Source organism: Syntrophorhabdaceae bacterium (genome assembly GCA_035541755.1).
Lineage (GTDB): Bacteria > Desulfobacterota > Syntrophorhabdia > Syntrophorhabdales > Syntrophorhabdaceae > PNOF01.
The window spans coordinates 1-24,120 of the sequence record DATKMQ010000142.1 but is presented as its reverse complement, the minus strand read 5'-3'; the positions used below and the strand labels follow the sequence as shown (position 1 = coordinate 24,120).

Annotated in this window: 26 protein-coding genes; 11 read left to right on the top strand and 15 right to left on the bottom strand. The window is 51.6% G+C overall.

Going from position 1 to position 24,120, the window contains the following annotated elements; translation table 11 throughout:
- The first annotated feature begins 53 nt into the window (after positions 1-53).
- From waaF to VMT62_14170, 3 genes are read left to right on the top strand one after another with little or no spacing between them, the layout of a single operon-like run.
- The gene (gene waaF / locus VMT62_14180) at positions 54-1,070 is read left to right on the top strand and encodes a lipopolysaccharide heptosyltransferase II (GenBank protein ID HVN97573.1); all 1,017 of its coding nucleotides are present in this window, start codon (positions 54-56) and stop codon (positions 1,068-1,070) included.
- Positions 1,054-2,043 carry a bifunctional ADP-heptose synthase gene (locus VMT62_14175; GenBank protein ID HVN97572.1) on the top strand — a complete coding sequence of 330 codons (990 nt, stop codon included), beginning with the start codon at positions 1,054-1,056 and terminating at the stop codon, positions 2,041-2,043. Before waaF ends, VMT62_14175 begins: the two co-directional genes overlap by 17 nt.
- Positions 2,044-2,520: an adenylyltransferase/cytidyltransferase family protein gene (locus VMT62_14170; protein HVN97571.1), complete on the top strand. Its 477-nt coding sequence runs from the start codon at positions 2,044-2,046 to the stop codon at positions 2,518-2,520.
- Positions 2,521-2,731: 211 nt separating this feature from the next.
- Here the strand turns inward: VMT62_14170 and VMT62_14165 are convergent, their stop codons facing one another.
- Together VMT62_14165 and VMT62_14160 are read right to left on the bottom strand one after the other, a co-directional pair.
- Positions 2,732-3,136 (bottom strand): hypothetical protein, encoded by a 405-nt coding sequence (locus tag VMT62_14165; protein ID HVN97570.1) that lies wholly within the window; start codon positions 3,134-3,136, stop codon positions 2,732-2,734.
- Between the two features lie 81 nt (positions 3,137-3,217).
- On the bottom strand, positions 3,218-3,484 hold the full coding sequence (locus VMT62_14160) for a hypothetical protein (protein HVN97569.1): 267 nt from the start codon (positions 3,482-3,484) through the stop codon (positions 3,218-3,220).
- A 782-nt stretch (positions 3,485-4,266) separates the two neighbouring features.
- On the opposite strand from VMT62_14160, the gene VMT62_14155 reads away from it, so the two are divergent.
- Positions 4,267-5,223 carry an amidohydrolase family protein gene (locus tag VMT62_14155; GenBank protein ID HVN97568.1) on the top strand — a complete coding sequence of 319 codons (957 nt, stop codon included), beginning with the start codon at positions 4,267-4,269 and terminating at the stop codon, positions 5,221-5,223.
- A 79-nt stretch (positions 5,224-5,302) separates the two neighbouring features.
- On the opposite strand, the gene VMT62_14150 is transcribed toward VMT62_14155, so the two are convergent.
- Entirely contained in the window at positions 5,303-6,466 is a 1,164-nt protein-coding gene (locus tag VMT62_14150) for a potassium channel family protein (protein ID HVN97567.1), read from the bottom strand.
- A 288-nt stretch (positions 6,467-6,754) separates the two neighbouring features.
- On the opposite strand from VMT62_14150, the gene VMT62_14145 reads away from it, so the two are divergent.
- Positions 6,755-7,231 (top strand): universal stress protein, encoded by a 477-nt coding sequence (locus tag VMT62_14145; protein HVN97566.1) that lies wholly within the window; start codon positions 6,755-6,757, stop codon positions 7,229-7,231.
- 111 nt (positions 7,232-7,342) lie between these two features.
- Here the strand turns inward: VMT62_14145 and VMT62_14140 are convergent, their stop codons facing one another.
- Entirely contained in the window at positions 7,343-8,248 is a 906-nt protein-coding gene (locus VMT62_14140) for a hypothetical protein (protein HVN97565.1), read from the bottom strand.
- A gap of 670 nt (positions 8,249-8,918) precedes the next feature.
- Between VMT62_14140 and VMT62_14135 the strand changes: the two genes are divergently transcribed.
- Positions 8,919-9,212: a DUF202 domain-containing protein gene (locus tag VMT62_14135; GenBank protein HVN97564.1), complete on the top strand. Its 294-nt coding sequence runs from the start codon at positions 8,919-8,921 to the stop codon at positions 9,210-9,212.
- A 55-nt stretch (positions 9,213-9,267) separates the two neighbouring features.
- On the opposite strand, the gene VMT62_14130 is transcribed toward VMT62_14135, so the two are convergent.
- The 8 genes from VMT62_14130 to VMT62_14095 all read right to left on the bottom strand — a co-directional run bounded on the left by VMT62_14130 (position 9,268) and on the right by VMT62_14095 (position 17,353).
- The gene (locus VMT62_14130; GenBank protein ID HVN97563.1) at positions 9,268-9,396 is read right to left on the bottom strand and encodes a hypothetical protein; all 129 of its coding nucleotides are present in this window, start codon (positions 9,394-9,396) and stop codon (positions 9,268-9,270) included.
- Positions 9,397-9,409: 13 nt separating this feature from the next.
- Positions 9,410-10,822 carry a DUF1254 domain-containing protein gene (locus tag VMT62_14125; GenBank protein HVN97562.1) on the bottom strand — a complete coding sequence of 471 codons (1,413 nt, stop codon included), beginning with the start codon at positions 10,820-10,822 and terminating at the stop codon, positions 9,410-9,412.
- A 140-nt stretch (positions 10,823-10,962) separates the two neighbouring features.
- Complete coding sequence (locus tag VMT62_14120; protein HVN97561.1) at positions 10,963-11,364, bottom strand: response regulator; 402 nt, start codon at positions 11,362-11,364, stop codon at positions 10,963-10,965.
- Between the two features lie 26 nt (positions 11,365-11,390).
- Positions 11,391-12,827, bottom strand: coding sequence for a PAS domain S-box protein (locus VMT62_14115; protein HVN97560.1), 1,437 nt, complete (start codon positions 12,825-12,827; stop codon positions 11,391-11,393).
- Positions 12,828-13,135: 308 nt separating this feature from the next.
- Positions 13,136-14,299, bottom strand: a complete 1,164-nt coding sequence (locus VMT62_14110) for an ABC transporter permease (GenBank protein ID HVN97559.1) — start codon at positions 14,297-14,299, stop codon at positions 13,136-13,138.
- Positions 14,300-14,301: 2 nt separating this feature from the next.
- Positions 14,302-15,459: an FtsX-like permease family protein gene (locus tag VMT62_14105; GenBank protein HVN97558.1), complete on the bottom strand. Its 1,158-nt coding sequence runs from the start codon at positions 15,457-15,459 to the stop codon at positions 14,302-14,304.
- Entirely contained in the window at positions 15,434-16,138 is a 705-nt protein-coding gene (locus tag VMT62_14100; protein ID HVN97557.1) for an ABC transporter ATP-binding protein, read from the bottom strand. Before VMT62_14100 ends, VMT62_14105 begins: the two co-directional genes overlap by 26 nt.
- On the bottom strand, positions 16,139-17,353 hold the full coding sequence (locus VMT62_14095; GenBank protein ID HVN97556.1) for an efflux RND transporter periplasmic adaptor subunit: 1,215 nt from the start codon (positions 17,351-17,353) through the stop codon (positions 16,139-16,141).
- A gap of 140 nt (positions 17,354-17,493) precedes the next feature.
- Between VMT62_14095 and VMT62_14090 the strand changes: the two genes are divergently transcribed.
- The 3 genes from VMT62_14090 to VMT62_14080 all read left to right on the top strand — a co-directional run bounded on the left by VMT62_14090 (position 17,494) and on the right by VMT62_14080 (position 20,210).
- Positions 17,494-17,991, top strand: coding sequence for a transcription termination/antitermination NusG family protein (locus tag VMT62_14090; GenBank protein HVN97555.1), 498 nt, complete (start codon positions 17,494-17,496; stop codon positions 17,989-17,991).
- Entirely contained in the window at positions 17,946-19,667 is a 1,722-nt protein-coding gene (gene hflX, locus VMT62_14085) for a GTPase HflX (protein ID HVN97554.1), read from the top strand. Before VMT62_14090 ends, hflX begins: the two co-directional genes overlap by 46 nt.
- A gap of 75 nt (positions 19,668-19,742) precedes the next feature.
- Positions 19,743-20,210: an ATP-binding protein gene (locus VMT62_14080; protein HVN97553.1), complete on the top strand. Its 468-nt coding sequence runs from the start codon at positions 19,743-19,745 to the stop codon at positions 20,208-20,210.
- Between the two features lie 133 nt (positions 20,211-20,343).
- Here the strand turns inward: VMT62_14080 and VMT62_14075 are convergent, their stop codons facing one another.
- Positions 20,344-20,799: a tetratricopeptide repeat protein gene (locus VMT62_14075; GenBank protein ID HVN97552.1), complete on the bottom strand. Its 456-nt coding sequence runs from the start codon at positions 20,797-20,799 to the stop codon at positions 20,344-20,346.
- A 278-nt stretch (positions 20,800-21,077) separates the two neighbouring features.
- Here VMT62_14075 and VMT62_14070 point away from each other — a divergent pair, with 278 nt between their 5' ends.
- On the top strand, positions 21,078-22,061 hold the full coding sequence (locus tag VMT62_14070) for a hypothetical protein (protein ID HVN97551.1): 984 nt from the start codon (positions 21,078-21,080) through the stop codon (positions 22,059-22,061).
- 2 nt (positions 22,062-22,063) lie between these two features.
- On the opposite strand, the gene VMT62_14065 is transcribed toward VMT62_14070, so the two are convergent.
- Positions 22,064-22,831, bottom strand: a complete 768-nt coding sequence (locus tag VMT62_14065) for a tetratricopeptide repeat protein (GenBank protein ID HVN97550.1) — start codon at positions 22,829-22,831, stop codon at positions 22,064-22,066.
- Positions 22,832-22,867: 36 nt separating this feature from the next.
- Positions 22,868-23,146, bottom strand: a complete 279-nt coding sequence (locus VMT62_14060; protein HVN97549.1) for a hypothetical protein — start codon at positions 23,144-23,146, stop codon at positions 22,868-22,870.
- A 182-nt stretch (positions 23,147-23,328) separates the two neighbouring features.
- Between VMT62_14060 and VMT62_14055 the strand changes: the two genes are divergently transcribed.
- Positions 23,329-24,120 (top strand): cobalamin-dependent protein (locus VMT62_14055; GenBank protein HVN97548.1); only part of this gene is annotated, 792 nt, incomplete at its 3' end.

Genomic DNA, 24,120 nt, shown 5'->3' with positions numbered 1-24,120 from the left:
AAAAGGGAAACTCCACTATACTGTGAAGTATAATCCGTTTATGGGAGTGAGAAGTGACTGGACGGACGATAGTATATCTGCCTAACTGGTTGGGTGACATGGTTATGGCCATGCCCTTTCTCCATGCGCTTCGGGCTTATGAATATGGAGAAATATGGGGGGTAGGGAAGTCGAGCGCTATCCATGTATATAACGGTCTTAACCTTTTCGACAGGTTCGTATCCATTGACGACAAGGGCATTATTGCCTCTCTGGATCGAGCGAGCCGCCTCAAGAAAGTTGCTTTCAAGAGGGCCATTGCTTTGCCCCATTCCTTTCGTTCGGCTTTTTTCTTCTACAATCTCCGCATCCGGGAAAGGGTTGGCTATGCCCGCAACAAGAGGGGCTTCATGCTCAATCGAAAGATAAAGGAAACCGATGAAAAGCCTCAACCGATGGTGGAGCATTATCTCAAAATCCTCGATGTCCTCGGGGGTAACCGGTCGCTCGCTGCTCCAGTACTTCTCGTGACGGACGACGAGGAGCATAAATTCGACGAAAAATTCACAGACATTATGAGACCCTACGGGGTCTTTATTGCAGGGGCCGAATACGGTCCCTCCAAACGCTGGCCCGAGGAGCACTTTTCGCAGCTTGCCGACAGAATTATTGAAACATATGGCATGAAACTCTACATGCTTCCGGGCAAAGGCGAAGAAAGACTTGCCGAGAGGATCCGTCAGGGCGTGAAGAACAAAGACCTGATAGAAATAAAATCTATGAACGTGAGGGATTTGAAAGTTTGCCTTTCCCGGGCATCGTTCGTGGTCAGTAACGACACGGGTCCACGCCACATGGCAGCCGCCCTGTCGACTCCGACGGTTGCTCTTCTCGGACCCATGGATGACACCTATACCGACTATCCGAGCTCCTGCACATATGAGGTTTCCAGGGATATCTCCTGTCGACCGTGCAACAGGAAAAATTGCGACAGGAACCATGAATGTATGAGGGAGATACTTCCCGATGAAGTGTTCGAGATTGTAGGGAGGATCGTTGAAAAGAAGGGACAAGATGAAAGCGGCCGTTAAAATAAAAGGCTTTGCGGGTATCGTAGACAGTTTCAAAGGAAAGAAGATCTGCGTGATCGGCGATATTATCGCAGACGTGTACATCTTCGGCAGACCCTACCGGCTCTCGCGGGAGGCGCCCGTGGTGGTCGTCAAATACGAAGAAGCTAAAATATACCCGGGCAGTGCGGGGAACACCATCAACAATCTCCTCTCGCTCGGGGCACAGGTATATCCTCTCGGTTTTATCGGAAAGGACAGCTCGGGGAATAAACTTATGGATTATTTTTCGCGGTACAGAAACGTGGATGTGAGTGGTATTATCCGGGTAGACGGTGATACGGTCACTAAAACAAGAATACTTGCCGGGGATACCCACACATCCAAACAGCAGGTCATCAGGATTGATAAGGATGAGAACAGACCGTGCACTCGCTCCGAAAAAGCGCAACTCATGGCGAAACTGGTTGAGATCGGTCCCAGGGCAGACGCCTTCATTGTTTCCGACTACGGCCACGGGGTGGTAGATAATAAGATCATCGAGTATATGAGAACCATCGCAAAGGGCAAGCCCGTTGTGGGCGATTCGCGGTACGGTCTCAAGAAATTCACAGGTTTTTCCATGATCACGCCGAACGAATCCGAGGCTTACGAGCTTGCCGGTGTTGATGAGGAAGCACCCATTGAGGCTGTGGGGAAAAAGATCATGAGTTCCATGAATCTCAAGGCGTTGCTCATCACAAGAGGAAACCGGGGCATGACCCTTTTTACGAAGGGCGGCGCCATGAGCCACATCCCTATATCAGGTAAGGATGACGTGACGGATGTGACCGGCGCCGGTGACACGGTATGCGCTGTAGCCGCCCTGTCGCTCGCGAGCGGGGCCGATTTCTTAAAGGCCTCTCACATAGCCAATTATGCGGCAGGGGTTGTGGTCATGAAACGAGGCACGGCAACAGTGAGCCCTCTAGAGTTGAAGAAGGCGATGGTATAAATGGGACTCGTTGTAGACACGCTTGAAACGTTAACGAATATCATTGAAAAACATAAGAGCCTGGGGAAAAAGATCGTCTTCGGAAACGGATGCTTTGACCTCATTCACGTGGGACATGTGCGGTATTTGAAGGGCGCAAGGGCCTTGGGCGATATCCTTGTTGTTGCCGTGAACGATGATGCGTCAGTGGTAGGGCTCGGTAAACGCAAAGAGACGGTCACGCCCGCAAAGGAAAGGGCCGAAATCATTGCAGCGCTCGATGCCGTGGACTATGTTATCCTCTTTAGCGAACCCACGGTGGAAAATCTTCTGCGTGCGCTGAAACCGCATGTTCACGCCAAGGGCACCGATTATACCGAAGAGAGTGTGCCGGAGAAAGAGATCGTGCAGTCATACGGCGGCAGGGTTGCTATCGTGGGCGATCCCAAGAATCATTCCACCCGTGACTTGATACGTACGATAAAGGAACTTGAGTGACAGGTAAGAGCTCAATCGTTTTTTAAGTCTCTGGTTCCGTATCTTAGCCGACCCCTCACTCCCTATAGCAAGGAACATATTTAGACCTATCGATCGCGCCTCTTGAGCCCGAGGGTTGATGATTACCGATGCAATCTGCCAAATAGTAAAAAGGGCAGGGCCATTGCTGGCTCTGCCCATATGTGGCACTGTGCTCAATCGCTAAAGCCGGTTATGCCTTCCAGAATTTCTTCCTGTTGATCCCGATGAGCCCGATGAGACCAGATCCTAGGAGGAACACACCTGGGGGTATAGGGGTGGGTACAGCCTCGTTGAGCGTTACGTTGTCCATGGTAATGTTGCCGAGGCCAGAGGGCCCAAAGAATTGCACAGAATAGACGTTTTGCCAGTTCTCCGTGAAAAGCTGGAAATTACTGGTCAGAGTCCCTTGATCCATACCCACCTGGTTTCCATTCTGGTCGAACCCCTTGAAGATCACTGTTCCCGATCCTTTAAGCTGAAAACTGTTGAAGGTGAACGAGGTATTATTTGCGATACCTTGATTGTCCGCAAGGTACTGGAAACGAAGAAGGCCGGTGGTCGGGTCAACAGTGCTGTTGTATACACTGCCAACCACGTTTTTGCTGACGGTTCCACCTGAGGATCCCCAGCCCGATGATAATTGGATGCCGTCCAGATTAATACCATTCGGGTCATTTCATATGAACTCGTTTAAGTTCGTGCGGAATACGTAGGGCGTCCAACCGACATACGAATCCGCCTCGTTTTGATAGAAATTGGCATTAACATACGGTCCAGATCCGGCGCCGAATACGGTGTGCAGATCAGTGCTGGACGCGATGTAATACATGTCGTCCCAGCCGAATACATAAGCCTCAGCGGGGGCCGACCAGATTGTCATCACGGCAAGCGTCAGAATTGACGCTATCAAGAACGCGTACTTTCGCCTGTAGTTTCCTTTCATTACTTTCCTCCTTACTTAGTTGATTGAAACAATCGATTGTTTCTCTTACCGGTGTCCATCACTCTCCTTTTACGTAAGTATGTGGACTGAAAATATATTCAGTCTGCCCGTTCGTCTCTTGCCAAGAACTCATTGGATATATCGCAGATTTCAGCCGTGCTGTTGAACGATATGATGACGCGCCCATTGATGGGAGGCGGAAAAGCGCCCTCCGTCGATGCTATAGCTGCGGTTTACGGCTATTGAAATCCTTTTGCATTTCCCCCGTTCTTTGCCTCGGTACCAAATTCATCTTCCCGAGTAGTCTTTACACGCTCACCAATTCGGCACTATTTCAAGAAGTGTGCCACTATGAGAAGCGGAAGATTCCAACACTATATGTCCTTACATATCAGTGCATTAGGCAATGCCATCGTATAAAGCCCGAGTCGAGATATTACCTGAAACTGTCTTGTCGGACAATAAAGTATCTTGTCGGACAATAAAGTATCTCGTCCGACGGGATTCTTTTTATTCTTAACATGTTTGAGCCGAACTGGAGGCAGTTTACAAAAATAGCCGGTTTCCGGTTTATTGGCGGGGAGTGAGATCGACACCTCCAATGAGGGCATAGGTCTTTTGTATAGCCGTTGACGCGGGGGTGCAAGTGTTATATATATGTGAACCGGACAGATCGGGCAATACGGGCTCACGTTCAAGTGATGCTTGAAGGAGCCTCGAGGTGCGTGCCACAGACCGGACGGGCACGCGGTTTGAGCAGGGAATATAGAGTGGAGGCAGCCATGAAGATAGACATTTTTTCCCATTTTATGCCGGAGAAGTACCTTAAAGCCTTAAGGGACAAAGCGAGAACAGACGCCGATGTATCGGAACTCGGTCAATGGGTAGATTCGAACCCCGCGCTTACCCAGGTAGATATGAGACTGAGAGTTATGGAGCGATATCCGGATGTGCTTCAGGTACTTACCATGGCCACCCCTCCTCTCGAAACCGTGGTCGGCGAGAGCGATGCAATAGAACTTGCCAGGTTAGGCAACGATGAGATGGCAAGACTCGTTTCAACCTATCCCAACAGGTTTGTGGCGGCGGTGGCGTGTCTGCCGCTTAGTGACGTTGCCGAGAGCATGCAGGAAACTGAGAGGGCTATCACCAAACTCAATTTCAGGGGCATCCAGGTCTTCACGAACATCAACGGAGAGGGTCTTAATGAGCCAAAGTTTCGACCCCTTCTTGAGATGATGGCCCGTTATGATTTACCGATCTGGATCCATCCGTGGGACCTGCCTCAATCGACGGTCTCGCCCCATTCCCGGCAGTGGCTTAAAGGTCCGCATGTGCTCCACGGGTTGCGCTGGCCGTTCGAAACGAGCGTGACCATGGTCCGTCTTGTGGAGAGCGGCGTGTTTGAGGAGTTCCCCGGTATCAAGTTCATTACGCATCACTGCGGAGGCATGATCCCATTTTTCGGAGACAGAATAGGCGGGGCGCCGGGGCTAAAGAATTTTTACAATGACACGGCCCTTTACGGCAGCACGCCGGCCCTCATGTGCGGTCTTGCCTGGTTCGGGTGCGATAAGATCCTCTTCGGCACGGATATGCCTCTCGGTGCGAGCAAGTCCGGTAGCTACGGCCGCACGCTGGACACTATCGAATCCATACAGAGGATGGACATATCGGAGGGCGACCGGGAGAAAATCTTCTCGGGCAATGCGAGAAGACTGCTCAAGTTGCTTATGTAGCGGATATTGTGGACTAAGCGCCAACCTTCGATCGGAGGCCATCTACACAATAATCTAAACGAGCCCGACTCATGCGGTCTCAAAAGTGGCGACGTGTCCGTCGGGCCGCGCGCCTGGTGGGATTAAGCGCGTCAGGGGCTATTGGTCCCCAGGCGCTTGTCTGCCAGTTGTCCGCCTGATCCGGCGCAGGAATCCATGGAGGTATATCAAGGCATAAATGATCGGAGAGGGCGTTGAGGTACGGTTCGTACATGTGTCGGAGTTCGACCAACTTTTCCCTGCTTGCGGCCTCAACTGAGGGGCCAAATCTTAAGCGGCTAAGCGCATCTGTCAACCGGTCAAGGTCGGCGGCGGGAAGACGGTCTTCATCGGGTTCGCATGGCGGGGTGTCAAAGACTATGGATAGATCAACCACTGCGTGACGCGCCATGGCAAAGGTGAGTTCAGCCTGATTCCTGCATGACCCGGTGAAATACGCCATGATCAGGCTCGTCGTATCGAGAATAGCCGTGAGAGCTGCAAGCCACGATTCATTATCATGCTGAGAACGGAAGTAGGCAAGCACAGGATAGGAAAGATGGCTTTCAAGCAATTCCGATGACCAGCTTTCCCAGAGGCCGAGAAACTGTCCTAGCTCCTGCAACCCATTATCACGGCTGTGTCTGCGGAGCATCTCCATTGCGGTCGGTGGCGACCCGGCCCTCGCATCAAGCAGGGAGATGGTCTCTTCACGCCTGGCAAAGGATTGGTTGAGCGCGGGCAGGTAACCCACGATAAGGGCGAGAAAACCGAGGCCAAGGCCCGCTTCTATCATAGTCATGATTCTCGCCGCAGTGGTGTGGGGCGTGATGTCGCCTAAGCCAAGGGTAAAGAAATTGGTGCCGCTGAAGTAAAAATAGGCCCAGAAACTCATGCCGGTTTCCGCCGGCAGACGCGGAGGGCCAGCGGCCCACTGGAGCAGGCCGAAACCGAAGACCAGCGCCCACGCCCAAATGATGAGAAGAAAGATGAGCGACAGGGGGCCGTAAAAACTGAGCAGGGTTTCGCTGCGTTTCCTTGAGGACAAAAGGTTTACAAGTTGGGCCCAGATGAGCCACGTGTAGTGATAGAAGAGCCGGGTGAGACGCATCTTCCGCGTGACCCGTCTCGGGAAGATGATCGTCTCGAACCCATCCCACAGGACAGTAATTACGATAAACGCGCCTACGATTATGGCTAGAGCCCTGATGCCGGTCTCCTTCAAGCTTCTGGAATTTCTGTGGATACAAAAAACGATCGCATATCTTTCTCCTCAATGTATACAGGGATCACGAACTTGTCAAGAAATTCAAGGAATTGTTGACTATCCGCGAGATCGACTTACTCTCTCAGTGGCCACCTAAACAAGAGCGGCATGGTCATGCCTTAAAGGCAGTCGAAGCGTTGGACAATTCTCAGTTTGACATGCCAAACCGGGACCTTATCAAGAGTTGCGCAAATCTGAGAAGTGATCTAAAATATAATACTACTCTATGCATAACTTGGAGGGACTATGAAAGGAAGAGATATTTTGGTTGCCTTCGACGGTTCCGAGAGTGCGTTTAAAGCTGTGGAGTATGTGGGGTCCCAGTTCTCGGGGTTAAGCGATGTCAAGATTACCCTGCTCTACGTCATACCCGGAGTGCCGGCCCAATTCTGGGATGACGGCCATATGCTGTCCGCCGCCGAAAAGGAAAACCGGCAGCGGGTTATCGACGTATGGCTCTCGAACCAGGAGACCGTACTGGCCCCACCTTTCGAGAAAGCCCGCCGGATGCTGACCGATAAAGGCATGGGCACGGACCAGATCGAGAACAAAGTGAGGAGCAATATGGCCAGCGTGGCCGAAGGCATTCTCGAAGAGGCCAAGGAGGGCGAATATAAGACGCTCGTGCTGGGCAGACGAAAGGCGGTCCCCATCCTTACGGGCAGCCTGGCAAGGACGATCCTTCACAAAGGAGCCGGGCTCACGATATGCATTGTAGAGTAGGACAGCTTTTTGCGGGTTCTTAGCGCAGTGGCCGCCTATTTCTGTCCTTAAACAAGGGAATCGCCTCCCTCGGGTAACCGGATGATGGCCTATACCTTGCCACCTCACACTTCAGTGTTCCGATATTGTCCGCCTCTTCTTCATGGCAGTTTCTCTTACAGCGTACCAATCCTGAAGTTTTGCAGTCAATCCTGCAATCAAGAATGTAGGAACTATGATAATGATCAGGAAATGAAGTACTGCTTGCAGTGAGAAGCCGAAAGGCAATCCGAAAAAACTGAGGATTACGAGATACCCGAAGTAATATACCAGAAAGAACTGAAGGGGTCTTTGCACCCATCCGCCTGTAAATGCATCTTTTGTCAGGCAATAGAAAAGAGGGATAACAGCACCGTTTACCGCGAGCGGAACAAAGAATCCGGCATAGAACCATCTCACGGCATTCCCGGGGATATCAGAAACAAGCGACACAACCGGATCAACGAGAACGGAAATGAGAAGATTCGTTGCAGGATACAGGATTAAGCCCGCTACTGAAGCTATAGCCAATCCCTTTTTGTTAAATCTCATCTGATTCGATTTGATTTCTCTTCTATCAGCCACGACTCCGAGAACCATGCCTGTAATAATAAAGTTTATGAGATCGGCAGCGGTGATAAGATACGCTTCGATCTTATAAGGCGTCAGCAAATCGAATTTGCCTTCGAAATCAAGGCCAATGATGTCAAGAATGAGGCCGAAGCCAACACCAAAGGCGACAAGCAGCCCATAGAAAAGTCCGCGCGTATATCTTCTCCTTCCGGGAAGTGCGTCTTTGATAATAAAATAGACCGCGGCCATCAGAAATCCCGTTGAGAAGTAAAAGATTGCTACTTCAACGAGAAAACCCATCGCAAGCGGCTGCTTGTGAAGGAGCAGAATCGCCTTTGAGCGCTGAAGAATCATACCTTCTATGAGCAGATAGAACCCGATAAATATGCATTTCCACAAAGTCTTCATGTCAAACCTTAGATTCATAGACTCCCTCCTGGTTCTTTATGGGTTGTGGTCCACGCAGAGACAGAATAACGCGGGAATACTAAGAAAGTTTTGCGGAGATGAAAAAACGTGTAAGATAGATGTAAAAGATTGTAGAAAGTGGGAACAAGACGGCGCGCACGCGTCCGGCTTGTCTGGAGATCCTCAATGGGTCAGCGCGTAACGTGAAACATCCCTATGACGGATCCCCTGGCCGCATTCATACAGATCGCCCGATATGGTTATGCTCCCGAATTCTGTGCCGCCGATCATTCCGGCTGTCAAGGGGAACGATGTTAAGTTTTGGGGAGCCCACCTGCAGGTCAAGGAAGTAGCGATTTTTCCTTAGCCACGCAATAGAAAACCACCGGACTGTCGCAGCCGATGTCCGGTGGTCTTTTGGTGCCCCCCCTTTCCGTTTGACTGGAAAGAGGGTGAGGAAGAGGAAAACCTACGTCTAATATAGTGCAGTCTCCCTGCACGTCAAGGGGCGAGGTAGGGATACTTCCTTCCGCTTTTACAGAGCAGGTTTCATTTTCTATGGTGTCCTTGACAATGCTATTCCCATAACCGCTACAGGAATGGGGATGGGTTCGTCCGGTTGCCTAAGCCTGTCCGGCTGTTGACGATGCGGTTATTCTCTCATATACTGATAGTGGGCTAACCGGAGATGGACGGAAACGAAGACATAAAACTCCTCCTCGCGGAGGAACAAACCCTTCTCTCGCGAGAGAGAACCATGCATTCCTATATGCAGACAGGCCTTGCATTCACTTCCGTCGGCCTGCTGATCATGAAGTTCCTGGGCGGTATTCCTTATATATGCGCAGCCGGGTTCTTGATCCTCCTCGGGGCTCTCCTGATCCTTGAGTCCGTAAGACGGTATGTGCGTTTCCGGAGAGCCGTGGCGAAGCTCAGGCGAAAAGAAACGAAACTCGGATACGATATCGGGATGACAAAATGATTCTCAGTCCACTTCAGTAAGAGTGAAACCCAATCATCTGTATGAGCCACGATTATCAGACGAAAGCTGCAATAATAGAGTGAGAGTTAATTTTGTTTGTTTCCCGGGCTAGCATTTCACAAACCTCCGCGCTCTGCTGCGAAGCCTTTTTGGCTAAAAATTTGTGCTCGATAATCTCGGCCATAAATTGCCTCTTCTTACTCGATACTCTCTATTCCCGGCATAACATAGGTTCCATTCAGAATAGCCTGTCCCGGCTGATAGGCCCGAAAGGAGACACGAAATCTCCCGGCTGGAGTTGGCAGCCAGTTCGATTCTTTTTCCCTGCCCGGAGAGTTCCGCTGCATATAAATATCCAGGGAGCCATCCGGGTTAAACGTAAGTCCCCTGGTCCGATCTCCAATAGAATACCGATGGATAGGATTATCCGCAAAAAAACCTCGTTGGTCCGGCATTATCTCATACATGGATAGAGACCAAAAGGCCTGAACCGGCGGAAGCTCGCCTCTATTGAAATGCAGACGGTACCGTTTTTCACCGCTTAAGGGGTTGCCGTCTCTATCCCTTTGGGCGCCAAAGTAGTAGGCTTCTTTGGGTTCAAGGGCAAACAGGCCTACCAGGGCGACTGCCGCCCGGAGCTGGTAGTTCTTCCCATAATTGCCGATTTGCAGCGATGGGTAGTTCCATCCTTTTTCAAGCCGCGGATTTTGCGGAAAGCCCCTGCGTATTGCCTCGGATGCGTCTGCCATGGCCTTAAGGATGATCCGGCGCTGTGCGGGGTTAAAACGATCAGGATCAAAGGTCTGATTGGGACCTACGCCGATCTTCGCAAAGTCAGCCATCAAAGGCGCTTCGTCAGCGGGCGGAGGATTCTCTGTAAGCCCCAGATTGACAATCTTAAAGAAATTCCATGGATCTTTGGGGTCCGGCGCACATGGAGGATTCGTAAGCGGGGTAGGTGGTTTGTGCACAGCGGTTTTGGTCCACACGGACAGTGGCGTCAGCCCGTACTGGTCCTGAAGCCTGCGTACGCTCGGCAGATCTCCCTCACCGTCCACGAGAATCCGGCCAAGCAGGTAGACCGCATTGGTTGGGGACTTGATGACCGTGAGCCCGGGAGGAAGGGGACCCTCCCATTGAGGTCCCACAACCACATAGTCCCCCGCCTTTGTCCCTGTTGCCCGGCGGCCCACATAGGCAAAATTATTTGTGTAGAAATCCATGAAGGCCATGGAGTAATAACGGCCAGCCGTGTCGGGAACCGATAGTATAAGTGGTTCTTCAGAAAGATTAAGCCAGGCGCTCGAATACAAGGTGTCGTTGTTCGGCGCAGTCACAGTGCGAAAAGTATGATCCCCGAGTTTACGTGCATGTTCAAACTGGTTGAAGCCTCCGTGTGTAGGGTTTTTTAAGCCGTAGATCGTCATATAGCGTATCCGGTACGTTTCATAAACGGGGAAGGAATAGACGTACGCCTTGTTCGCGAGCGCCGATAGCTCCCGGTCATTCAGATCGCTCGCCTTAACCGGCGTGATTCCAACAATCCCACTTATAGCCCATCCGATGAGAAGAAACGACCACCTCCTCATTTCCCGTCCAGCACTATGCATGGTTTTCTTCTCCTTTTTCTGCAAAATACCCAAAATTATAAACCAAAAGGGGAATAGTAAACAGGGAGTTTTTGGAAAGAACGGAAACCGGTTAACTGGAGAGGCGCCCAACTTAAAAGCAAAAATGGTTTGAGATCGTGTTACATGAGATCATATTTCTCGACTTTCCATCTTTCTATTTTTTCGAATGCATCATCGGCGGCCTTCAAAAGCGTATTCATATCCACCGGCTTTACGAAGAAGTCATCAAACCCGGCGGCCCGGCAGTCCATAAGATTGTAGAAGTTTGTGTAACCGGTGATGGCATAAATTACCGCAATGAGATTGTCTCTCCGTATGCGCTTACAGAGCGTTATTCCGTCCATATCCGGAAGCTTGAGGTCCAAAAACATTACCATGAATGCCTCTCTGCCGAGCATGATCAGCGCCTCTTCTGCGGTTTTGGCGGTGGAAACCGCATACCCTTTCATCTTGAAGAACTCGGCCATAATCTCGAGGATCGCTACTTCATCATCGACAACCAGGATCTTTTTTGCGTTCATAGTCTCTCAATCCTTTCTATGCTCGGCTATCGTTGACCACCTTCGTCTATCGGATCTACGTCGGTAATCCTGATGCTTCCCACATAATCACGGCTTGAATACTTTTCCAGACCCATCAGTCTCTTCGTGATCGCTCCCATCCTGTGTATCTGGCCTGTTATCTTTTTGGTTATGTCGTTTATTCGGCTGTCCTCGGATATTTCGGACAATAACTCGGTGTAGCCGATGATTGCCTGAAGCGGCTGGTTGAATTCGTGACAGATCGTGCCCGCCATCTCGAGCGCAGCTGACAGTTTCTCGCTGAGCTTCTTTTCTTCTTCTGCCCCTTTGTGCTGGGCGATGTCAATGATGATACCTCGGAAACCGGTCAACTCACCGTCCTTTGTCTTGCGGGTCAAATGAAAGAGGGCGGGAAAGGTCGACCCGTCCTTGCGTAAAGCGGTATATTCCTCGGCCCCCATTTTCTCGCCCTGTGTCCTCTTGGTAAATCTTTCTATGCACCGTTGTCTGTCCTCGGGGGCAATGATTTTGAGGCCGCTCGGCTTTAGCTTTATGTCCTCAGAAGAGTATCCCAACAGATCAAACATCCTCTGATTGGCATAGATGATCCTGCCATCCGTGTCGAGTTCAAAAACTATCTCAGGCAGCATTTCCACGAGGTCTCTGAAGCGGGCTTCGCTGTCGCGCAGGGCCTCCTCCGCCTGTTTGCGTTCGGTAATGTCACGCGCTATACCCATTATTTCTATGGGATCGCCTTGATCATTGCGCAGAAATGATCCCTTAATCTCCGCCCACATGGTCGATCCGTCTTTACAGAGCATTTCCAGTTCCATGACCCGGGTCCGGTTAGGGTCTGCCGTTTTCATCCCGTCGAGCTCCAATTCCTCCCGAAAAAGACGCTTTACAGATTCTACGCTCTCAGGCTTCATGAAACGGGCGATGGGCGATCCAATAAGTTCTTCCGGATGAAACCCCCTTACGCGCGTGACCGAGGGGCTGACGTATTTGTATCTTAAGTCCAAACCGTGAACGTAGATTACGTCCGTAGCATTATCGGTAAGCATGCGGTACCTTTTTTCGCTCTCCTGTAAGGCCTCTTCGGTTCGTTTACGTTCCGTAATGTCACGCATGGCGCCGACTACGTATCTTTCGCCTGTAGCGTCGATATACAGCGTCTTTGTGGTCTCGATGGTGCGGATGCTGCCATATCCGTCCGTTGCCTGTTCTTCGCTGATATTTTTCTTTCCGGTTTCAAAGACATAGGCGGCCCGCGCCCTCAAAACGTCGGCCTGCTCCCTGGGGAAAAGATCGTACTGGGTCTTTCCCAGCCACCGCTCCGACGGTATACCGGACTGTTCGCAGAGTGCGTTGTTGACGAAAACAAACCTGTACTCCCGGTCCACAATGAAGACAGGGTCTCCTATACAGTCAAGAATCGATTTGCAATACTCAAAGGGTTCCACGAGATTTATCCGCCTGGCTGCTGGTTTCTCATTCCTTGTTTGGTTGACAAGTCGGGATAGACTGGAGAAATGAGCTCTTGAGCGTATCTTCTCTGTTGTCATACCGCGTCGGTTGCTCCGGCCGTTATACTATTATCGGCATAAACGTACAATCAATAAGGAGGCAATACGCGGAAAGGTTTGCGAGCCCGATAGGCGCGCTGCGAATATCAGATCTCACGGATGAGACCTCGAAGCGCAAAGGTGCGTTTGAGGTGAAAGGCCTCGCGGTCGGGACGCGAAGCGCCACGGGTGGTCCGTCTCCCCTGTTACCTCGTTCTCAAGGATTCTACAATATTCATGCGGGCCGCCCGGAAGGCCGGCAGCACGCCGCCCACAAAACCCATAGTGAGGGCGAAGGCGAGAGCTTTACTCACGATGCCCGCTGTCATGGTGAAGCTGAATGCAAGCTCGGAGAAGGTCTGAAAATTGAGCGTTGAAACAGTGAAAAGCTGGAGAAAGGAGGCCGCGAAGATTCCCGCGAGGCCGCCCGCTAGCCCGAGCAGAAGCGCTTCAGCCAGGAAGGCGCCGAGGATACTCATCTTCTGAAAGCCGAGCGCCCTCATGGTGCCGATCTCCGCGACCCTGTTGGCCACGGCCGAATACATAGTGATCATGGCGCCGATAATGGCGCCCAGGGAAAAGATCAGGGTGACCGATATGCCGAGTACATTAAGGAACTTGGCCATCATCTCGGACTGGTCGAGATAATAACGGGTTTCCCGTTTAGCGTCAAGAGTTAGCCTGGGATCAGTCTCGATCCTCGCTTTGAGTGCGTCGAACTGCGAGGAGCCCCTGAGCCTAAAAAGCAAGGAAGAATAGACCGGCCTCTTGAAGGCTTGCATGAGCTCTTCCCCGTCTGCCCAGACCTCGGAGCTGAACCCCGTGTTACCTGCGTCGAAGACCCCCACCACGCGCCAGTCACGTGTGCCGAAATGCAACGTGTCTCCGAGATCCGCCCCGTCGAAGCGTTTGGCAATGCTCGAACCCGTGGCAATTTCTGTAGAACCGGCCCTTGGCATGCGCCCCTTTATCAGCCTTACCTGGGGTCTTAACGCAAGGGACTGTGGACAGATGCCCCGGATGGTTACATTGGAGGTTCTTTGCGTGGCGATCTTGGGAAGGCCGATGAGGACGACGAGCTCCTTGGCGAACAATGGCTTGCCATCTGCGCCTGAGGCCACGCCCGGGTCTGTTTCGACAATGGATGCCTGGCTGCGTTCCACCCCGCTCTGTACCTCTGACTGGGAAGATTTCCTGATGACGACCACGTTATCGTATGAGCCCGTGTCCACGAGTGTTTTTTTGAGCCCTTCGGTGAGCATAAGGATGGTGGCAAAAACGAAGACCACAAGGGCCATGCCGGAGACCGTAAGAATCGTGGTGAGTCGTCTTGTTCTCAGATTCCTCAAGCTGTACGAAAAAGGTACCATGGTTATTCTACCATCCTGAGCCCATCGGCAATGCGGATCCTGACGGACCGTACCGCCGGAACTATGCCTGCAAGGATTCCCACCGCAAGTGAGAGTGCCACATCGAGGTATATTGTCTTCTGCGCTATGTTGAAAATCGGGAAGTATTGACCCACACTTTTTGCGAACGCTGCTTTGGCGGGAAACGTGGCTGCCACTCCGGTTGCGCATCCGATCATAGTGATGATCATGGATTCGCCGAAGATGAGTGCCGCTATGTACCATCCGCCAAACCCAAGCGTCTCGAATATGGCATACTCGCCCGTGCGTTCCCTGGCAGACATTGCCATAGTGTTAGCAACTACGGCAAGGATGATAACGATGACTACGAAGGAGACAAGTTTGATGGCGGTAATGATCGCATCGGACATGGCAACGAAGCCCAGCTGAAATGCCTTTTCGGTCTCCGTCAGCGTCTCGGCAAGTGAATTTTGAAAAGTCCTGTCTATGTCGGTAGCGATCTCGGCTGCCCGATCCGGATTACTAATACCCACAAAATAGAAGCCGACCTGATCGGCCCTTGAGGGCGCTGACTTTTTCAAGGACTCGTTTAAATAGTCAAAGTGGAATATAAATTCCGATTCGTCGGTGTTTTTGTCTTTGCCCTGATAGATCCCCTTAAGGACAAATTCCCAGGTGCCGGGGAAGATGGTTCCCTTCAAAACGACGGTATCACCTATCTTCCAATTAAAGCGTTCTGCAAGCTTGCGGCCACAGACAAAACCTTTACGGTCCCTGAGAAACGCCTCCTTTTCGGTGGGTGAGAGCACGTACTCGGGGTAGATATCAAAAAAGGTCGATCCGTCCACGGCGAAATTGGCAAAGAAGTTTTTTTCGTCGATATAGATGCCGCCGAACCAGTAGCCGTATGAGACGGTCTTGACCCCGTCAATCTGGCGGATTTTATCCTTGTAGGATAGCGGCAGGGGAAAGATTATCGAAGTGGCGCTCCGGGTAACGAGACGATACGAAGATGAAGCCTGAACTCCTGCATACCAGGCGTCAACCACGGTGCGGAGCAGTCCGAAGGCGAGAATGGCAATGGCGATGCTCAAAATGGTGAGGCCCGTGCGGAGTTTGTGACGGAAGGCGTTCTTATAGATGATCTTGAGAAGTCGCATCGTTCAAAACACCCTTGTCAAGCTGCCGCATGACATGCGCCTTTCGCGCGGCCCGTGGGTCGTGGGTAACCATGATGATGGTCTTTTGCGATTCCATATTGAGCCTGTCCATGAGTTCCATGATCTCTTCGGCAGAGTGTCTGTCCAGATCTCCCGTAGGCTCATCGGCGACCAGGATGGCCGGATCGGTAACGATGGCCCGCGCGATAGCCACGCGCTGTTGCTGACCGCCGGAAAGCTGTCCGGGGTAATGGTCCATCCTGTCCGTGAGATTGACCACCTTTAAGGCCATCTCCACGTGTTCCCTTCGTTCCGAGCGCGAAAGAAAAGAGAGCAGCAGGGGAAGCTCCACGTTCTCAAACGCCGTCAGCACCGGTATGAGATTGTAAAACTGGAAGATGAAACCCACGTTCAGGGCCCGCCAATGGGCGAGTTCTATCTCCGTAAGGGTTGTAATATCGACGCCTCCGACTTTTATCACGCCGCTATCGGGTTCGTCGATACCCGCGATAAGATTGAGCAGGGTGCTTTTGCCCGAGCCCGAGGGCCCCATGAGGGCCAAGAATTCGCCTTCCGCTATATCGAACGTAATGTTCTCAAGCACGGGCACAATCTGGCTCCCTCGCCAGTAAGACTTATAGAGGTTTCTCACTTCGACGATGGGAGATCCGGTTTTCATCTACCGTTCGGGGATCTTGATGCGGGCGTGATTGGCAAGACCTTTCGGCGGGTTGAGCACTACCTTTTCGCCCGAGACCACACCGCTCGCTATTTCTGTCATGTCGCCGAGCGGCGCGCCCAATGATACCGGGGTGAGCTGCGCCCGGTCCCGTTTTACCACAAAGAGGAACTTCTTCCCTTGACGATCCACAACTGCACTGGAACTTACCGCCGTTCTTGATTTTTCCTCTTCCTTCTTCACCTCCCGTGAGAGAAAGGCGACTTTCGCCGACATCTCGGGGAGTATTCTGCCATCCGGCTGATTGAAGCCGACTTTGACCATGACCGTTGCCTTGCTTCTATCCGCCGTGGGTACAATCATGTGAATGGTCCCGGCAAAACGGGTATCAGGGATCGCATCAAGCTGGATCTCGCAGGGCTGACCGGATTTCAATCGCTCGATATTCGACTCCGAGACATCGGCTTCGACCTGAAGAGAATTCATATCGGCGATAGTGACCACGGCCGATTTGGCGTTTGCCGCTGCGCCGATGGGTGTCACGATATCGCCGACATCCGCATTCTTTGTCAAGACCACGGCGTCGAAGGGGGCGCGAACATAGGTGTAGCTCAATGAAACATCGATACCGATGAGCGCGGCCTCGGCCGCTTTGATCGACGCATCTGCACTCGTGAGGCCGGCCACGGCCTTCTTAAAGCGGGCCTCTGCGGTGTCATAATCGCTCTTTGCGATGAGTTCTTTCGCGATCAGCTGCTTTTGTCGCTCGAATGAAACCTGAGCGTCGTTCAACTCGGCCTTCGCCTGGTCGTAGCCTGCGCGCGCCACATTGAGGTTTGCCACGGCCTGTTTGCGGGATGCCGTAAGATCGTCATTTTCGAGCTGCGCGATGACCTGATTCTTCTTTATCACGCTCCCCTCTTCAACGTAGAGTGCCACGAGCCGCCCTGTTACCTTTGCCGCTACGGAAGATTTTCTCTGGGGCACCACATAGCCGCTGGCATTGAGAAGGGTGAACGTCTGTGAAGGATACGCCTTACCCACGGTTGCCACCTCGACCTGTATGGCCGGAGAAAAAACGCCTGAGACGACAAGCGCAAGTACAAGCGCGGCCAGGCTGAGAGCTGTAAGAAGATACAAAGGCTTTCTCTTCCTTTTCGTCTTAAACCCCTGTCGGGATTTATCTATCTTGAGCTTTGAAAGGTCGTCTGCCATTATTGTATAGCCTGAATCACCAAAGGTTCTCTATGTTAAACAACCAAAAGCTGCGCTGTCAAGAGACTTTGTTTTTGCGTGAGACTTTTGACGCATCTTTGGTCTTGATAAAATCTTCTTTTTCGTTGATAATAAAGGGTATGAAAAGATGGTATGTAGTGAGCACGAAACCGCGGAATGAAGAACGGGCCGCGAACAATCTCAGGGGCGGTAATATAGAGGTGTTAGCGCCCAGGATAAAGTTCAAACGGTATAAGGAGGGCAAGTTTGTCTACATCGTGGAGGCCATGTTTCCCGGCTACATCTTCGTGAAATTTCACCCTGTGGATGAATTCCGACTGGTAAAATATACGCGGGGCATCAAAACCATCGTCAATTTCAACGGAAGGATCATCCCCCTTCAGGACGAATTGATCGAGTACATCAGAAGCAACCTGGAAGAGAACGGAGTGGCAACCATACAGAAGAAGGAGTTTCAGAAAGGCGAGAAGATCATCATCCAGGAGGGGCCTTTCAAAGGGTTCAGCGGCATTTTTGAAAAGGAGCTGGACAGCAAAGAGCGCGTTGCCATACTGCTCGACGGCGTGGATTATTGTGCGCGGATGGAGATCGACAGAGAACTCGTCGCAAGCGCATAGAGGGCATCATCGACATACACGGTAATACCCAGGGGCTCAACCACCTCATCAAAAGAAGGCTCCTCAATCTTTACACAAGACGGGTACAACCAGCCGAGATCATCTCCTTTGATCTGGCCAAACAGATCATGGACCTTTCCAGGGAGATTTCGAGGCAGATCGGCCTTGTGATCAACCGCAGGGGTCTCATCGAATACGTGATTGTCGGCGACAACCACCGGATCGAACTGCCCCCTCTCGCCACGGAGCGAGTGGGCAGGGCCCGCTTCAGGGGTGTCCGCTTCATTCATACCCACGTGAACGGTGAATACCTTTCCAAGGAAGACCTAAACGATCTCGCATTGCTTAAGCTCGACCTTGTTGCCTCCATCACTCTCCGCCGGGCAGAGAGATATTATACGATCCACATCGGTTACCTGGTCCCCGAGAACAGGGAAGGTAAGATCTGGGATTTCATGGAACCTCAGCCAATTGAGGACCTCGATGTGGATTTCACCGGTTTTATCACCGACCTGGAGAGCGAATTTGTCAGGGAGCGGGGCAGATTCTATACGGTGCGTCGCGGCGAGGACCAATGCGTGATCGTCTGCGTGGTCTTTCCCGGCAGAGATAAGCATGTGGGGGAGAGAATTGCCGAGATGGGAGACCTCTGCCATTCGGCGGGTATGCAGGTGCTCGACACGGTTGTGCAGAGGCCGAAGGAGCTAAACCCGAAATATCTGATCGGCAAGGGCAAGATCGAAGAAATTGTGATGAAGTGCCAGCAGATCGGCGCCGACCTTCTTGTTTTCGACGAGGGGTTGACGCCCGGTCAGATAAACAGCATCTCTCTGATGACGGAGCTCAAGGTTATTGATCGGAACCAGCTCATTCTCGACATCTTTGCACGTAAGGCGAATACGCGGGAGGCCATGATCCAGGTTGAACTGGCACAGCTTCAATACATACTGCCCCGCCTTGCCGGAAAGAACACGGCCCTTTCGAGACTCACCGGCGGGATCGGTGGACGTGGCCCCGGTGAGACCAAACTCGAGGTGGATAAACGACGCATCCGCGATAAGATCTCCTTTCTCGAAAATAAACTCATTGAAATAAGAAAGGTACGAGAGAAGAAGAGGGAGCGAAGGCGTTATTCCCATCTTCCCATCGTTTCCATCGTGGGTTATACCAATTCCGGCAAATCCACGCTTATGAACCTTCTCACGAAAAGCACGGTGGAAGCGGAGGACAAGCCTTTCAGCACGCTCAATCCAACTACGAGGACCATCAAATACCCTGAGCGGAAACCGATCATCATGACCGACACGGTGGGATTCATCAATGAGCTTCCTGAGGTGCTCCTTAAGGCCTTTGTGGCGACCCTGGAGGAGCTTGAAGACGCGCATCTGCTCTTGCATTTGGTGGATATCAGCGCACCCGATTTTGAGGAGAGGATTCTTGCTGTGGAGGATATCCTGAAGAGACTCAATCTGGGCCACAAGAAAAGGCTCATCGTCCTAAACAAGATCGACAGGGCCGACAGGGCGATCATCGGAAACATTGAAAAACGATACGATGCGGTCTTAATATCATGTATCAGGAAAGAGGGCATTGAAAGGCTCATGAACAGAATCGAATCCATGCTGGCCACACAAAATCATGCGGATGTGGGCGCGTTAGAGCCATCGTTCGGATAGATTGATTTTTTCCGCCGACTTCTTTACAATCATAGCGTCTAACATCATATGAAAGGGTAGAACGGAGGTATGCACGTGGACAGACAGACTGAAGACGAGATGGAGCCGCAGAGCGCACTGATCCTGGGCAAGTTAAAAGAGCCTGCACGCCTTGATACTATAGAAAAACTGGTGGGATTCGTATCGCGCCTGACGAGGGAGCACGGCTATAGCGACGAGAGGATTGTCGAAGTGGAGAAGGCATTCACGGAGGTTGTTTCGAATATCGTCAACTACGCCTTTCGGGATGTAAGTGGTGACATAGAAATATCGTGTACCCTTGACAGGGTCGGCCGGATGGTCTTCAAAATCATCGATTGGGGCAAGCCTTTCAACATGCTCCTTGCCAGCGACCCTCTGTTCAAAGACGAATTCGTGGAAGAGGGTATGCCTCAGCCCTCAGCCCGTCTCATAAAAAAGCTTGCTGAGACCGCTGAATACCAACGCCTGGATAATCTGAACTACTTCTATATCACCTTTTCTCCCGTGACCAAACAAAGGTAGCGAACGGACATTTTTCTCGGATCCCGCAGAACGCCTTTCAAGCAGTGCGCCCTGGCTCACCTCAAAGCCCCGGGGAGAAATTCGTTGCGGCGTCCCATCCTTTCCCCTGTTATGGACTGAGTGTGATTAAGAGTCACGGCAGCAGCCGGTACGGAAGCGCACGCGAGGTCCATTCGCTTTTGGGGTGCTCTTTAGTCAATCTTTCGTAGGCTCTCTTGAGACCTGAAACGTCGTGGGCCGTCTTGTAGCCGCATACCGCCCGATAGAAAATCGCCTCCGGCGCGGCAAAGCTCTGGGGGTAACTGTTGATTATGGTCTCGAGATGCTTGATAGCGGGATCGAACTGTTTCAGGTCTATATATGCCCTGGCCATTCCCGCGAGGATCGTGGGTATGAATTCTTCGGGCGCAATAAACCCCACGGTGCGGGCGTGTTCCTTGCCTTCCCTGTCAAGAATAATAAGCGTGGGCGTCCACCTCAGGGTGAAATCTGTTGCTAATGGTTCGGCGTCAGCCGGGACCCTGACCGGAACCACGGTTTCGGTAACAAATGTTGATACCCTGGTGTCGGGATACGTGACCGCATCCATCTGCTGACAGCCGATTCAGCCGGCTTCAAAGAAATCGAGCAGTACGAGTTTGTTTTCCGATTTTGCCCGGGCCACTGATTTCTGCATGTCTGTTTCCCAGATAATCGAGTAAGCCATAGTTAACCTCCTTTGATCGGAATGTGTGCTACTTACACAACATATAGTCATTATTCAGGCGCGGGGCAAGAGTGGCCGATATATCTTTACATATCAAAACGAGTGTGTTAAAAATTGCCCTAAAGGCTGCACTGACCAACCTTTTTTTAGCATGGAGGCGCATGATTACCGGCATTGGAAGTTTTCCTTTCACGAGCGTGGACGAGGCGATCGACCTCATATTCGATACCTGCAGCCAGATACCGTTCTGGCCTCAGCTGCCTCAGCGCTCCCCGCTCGAGAACATGTACACGACCTTTCTCGAAGGTGTGCCCTGTCTGGTTGCGGATGAGAAGAGAAATACAACCTTCATGCATACGGAACATGTGGACGGCATCGAGAAATTTTACGAGGATGTGGCAAACGATAATATTGAAGCATTTCGTATCACGGAAAAGGTGGCGCCGGGGTTCTACCGGTTTCTCGATCGGCTTGAGGAAATACGAACAGGCGTCAAATACATCAAATGCCAGCTTACCGGGCCCTTTAGCCTGGGTCTTGGGCTCAAGGATGAGCGCGACAAGCCCATCATATATAACAATGCATTCTACGACATTATAAAGAAAGCTATTCGTCTCAAAGCCAGGTGGATGCTCAAGATGCTCAAGGCCGCCTATCCTGAGAAGGAGATTATTATCTTCTTCGATGAGCCGTACATGGTTTCTTTCGGTTCATCCTATGTTTCGGTTTCCCGGCAGGAGGCCACTTCTATCTTCAATGAGGTCCTTCAAGGACTCGAGGCTAAACGGGGCGTCCATGTATGCGGAAACACAGACTGGTCGGTGCTGCTCAATGCTGACGTTGATATGATAAACTATGATGCCTACGGGTATCTCGATACGATCTTCTTCTACGCCGAAGACTTGGGCCGCTACCTGGCTAAAGGAGGCTTAATCGCGCCGGGCATTGTCCCGTCATCGGAACAGGTCATCGACACCTCGCTCGACGATGTACTCAAGCTCCGTTCCGCCTTTATACGTGAAATGGGTAAAGTGAGCAGGGAAGCCGCCTCAAGGGACCACATCTTTACAACGAGCTGCGGTGTCGGAAGCCTGACAAAAGAAGCGGCAACGCGAGCAATGATGCTCTTAAAAGAACTCGGATAGTGTCATTTCTTACCTCTTAGTTCTCTCGCCTTAGCGATACATTTTGATGCTTCCTCATCTCTTCCCAAGGCTTTAAGGGCATTCCCCTTCGCATCCCATGCATCGGCATAGTCTGGTGAAAGTTCTATAACTTTATCAAAAGCAGAGATGGCTTCCTCGTACCGTCTCAGTTGGGTTAAGTTATATCCCTTCTCGCCATAGGCTGCTGCCCAATCGGGTTTTGCCTCCACTGCGCGGTTGAAAGCGTTGTTCGCCTCGTCATACTGCTTGAGATTCTCGAGCGCAAAACCTTTCATATACCAGGCATCGGCATAACCGGGCATAAGCTCTACGGACTTATCGAGAGTTGTTACCGCCTCCTTATAGCGTTTCAACCAGGTTAGGCACCGCCCCTTCTCATACCAGGCCATTCCCAGGTCGGGTTTTAGTATTACGGCTCTATCGAAGGCTTCGATTGCCTGATCGCATCGTTTCAGGTTTTCAAGTGTGGCGCCTTTCCCGTACCATGCATCCGCGTAATCGGGTTTCTGCGCTATGACCTTATCAAAAGCGTCGAGCGCTTCTGCGTATCGTTTCAGATTGAGAAGCGCATACGCCTTTTCCACCCGAAACATCTGGTTATCGGGTTCGTAGCTTATAAATCTATCGGCCTTCTTCAGCTCCTCTTCGTAGCTTCCCCGAACGGAGCAGCCCTCCACAACCCGTTTGCCGCTCTCCTGGTCAATAACGAACCCATGATACCCTGAGCCGGACTCTGATTTACCGATCACATACTCATGTCCAGCCTCGGCGGCGAACCTCAACAGTCAATTCTCGGCGGACCCAACCAGCACACTCCCCGGTATCTCCATGTACGATATTTCAACGGTATGAACGCCGGGTAAAACGGCAATCTGCCGGCTTGTCGGTTCTATGCCATCACAGCGTTCAATGCGGATCTCCCATCGGCCCCTGATCAGGGCTGTTCTATCTGACGGCAGATCCGGACCCGCGTATCCTTTCATGGGTGTGGAACAGGAATTCATGAGGAAGATACAGGCGCCTGCGATGAACAATTCCATGGCCAGGGAATATGCATATTTCATACATTTCTCCTTTCGTGCCCCGGTGCAGGCAACGATTTCATGGGTAGACGCTCGTTGCGCTGCACCTTGGTCAGCGTAAATCAATTCACGCGATCGCCAATCGTCTCTTGTTGTTTTCCACATTATACAAAGAAATGGGCCAAACGCAAACAGATTTTGCGCGCAGAAGATCTGTTCTCGCCATGTGCATAGGGGATCGGCCCATATTTACGTGTCATTCTCAGCTTTTTTCGACTATACTGTCTTCCGTGAAAGTGCTCCTCGTACAACCTCCTATCGAGGATTTCTACGATACGCCCATACGGACATATCCACTCGCGCTTCTCTATCTTGCCGCCGCCATCAAGGATGTCTGTGATGTGTCCGTAGCCGATTTCAGAAGCAACAAGAAGAGGATGCTCAAGGCGCATCCGTTCCCCGAACTCACAGCTTTCTACCGTCGCGATGCGTATACACCTCTGTCCCTTTTTCACTCCTATTATCGTTTTGGCATGAGCCGGGAAGAGATAAGAACATACATGCAAGAAGACAAGCCCGATGTGGTAGCCATATCATCCCTGTTTACCACCTATGCCGAGGAGGCCCTTGATGTGGCGGCTATCGCGAAACAGATCGATCCGGCAATCGTCACGATCATGGGTGGAACCCATCCGACTGTCTTTCCGAGGCACTGCCTCAGCTCTCCTTTCGTCGATTATGTGGTCCGGGGTGAAGGTGAGACGCCCCTTAATGAGCTCATCGGCGCGCTTGATACCGGCGAGAGAGGCTTAATCCGTATACCCGGGGTCTGTTCTAAGGACCGGGCCGGCATGCATATCTCTCAAATCTCTTTTGAGGATACGATCGATCTTACCCCAGAGAGGAGACTCATCAATAGCCGGGATTACCGCATCGCCAGGCACACATACTCGTTCATGCTCACATCACGGGGTTGTCCCTTTCATTGCGCTTTTTGCGGCAAGCCTCCTGTGCCT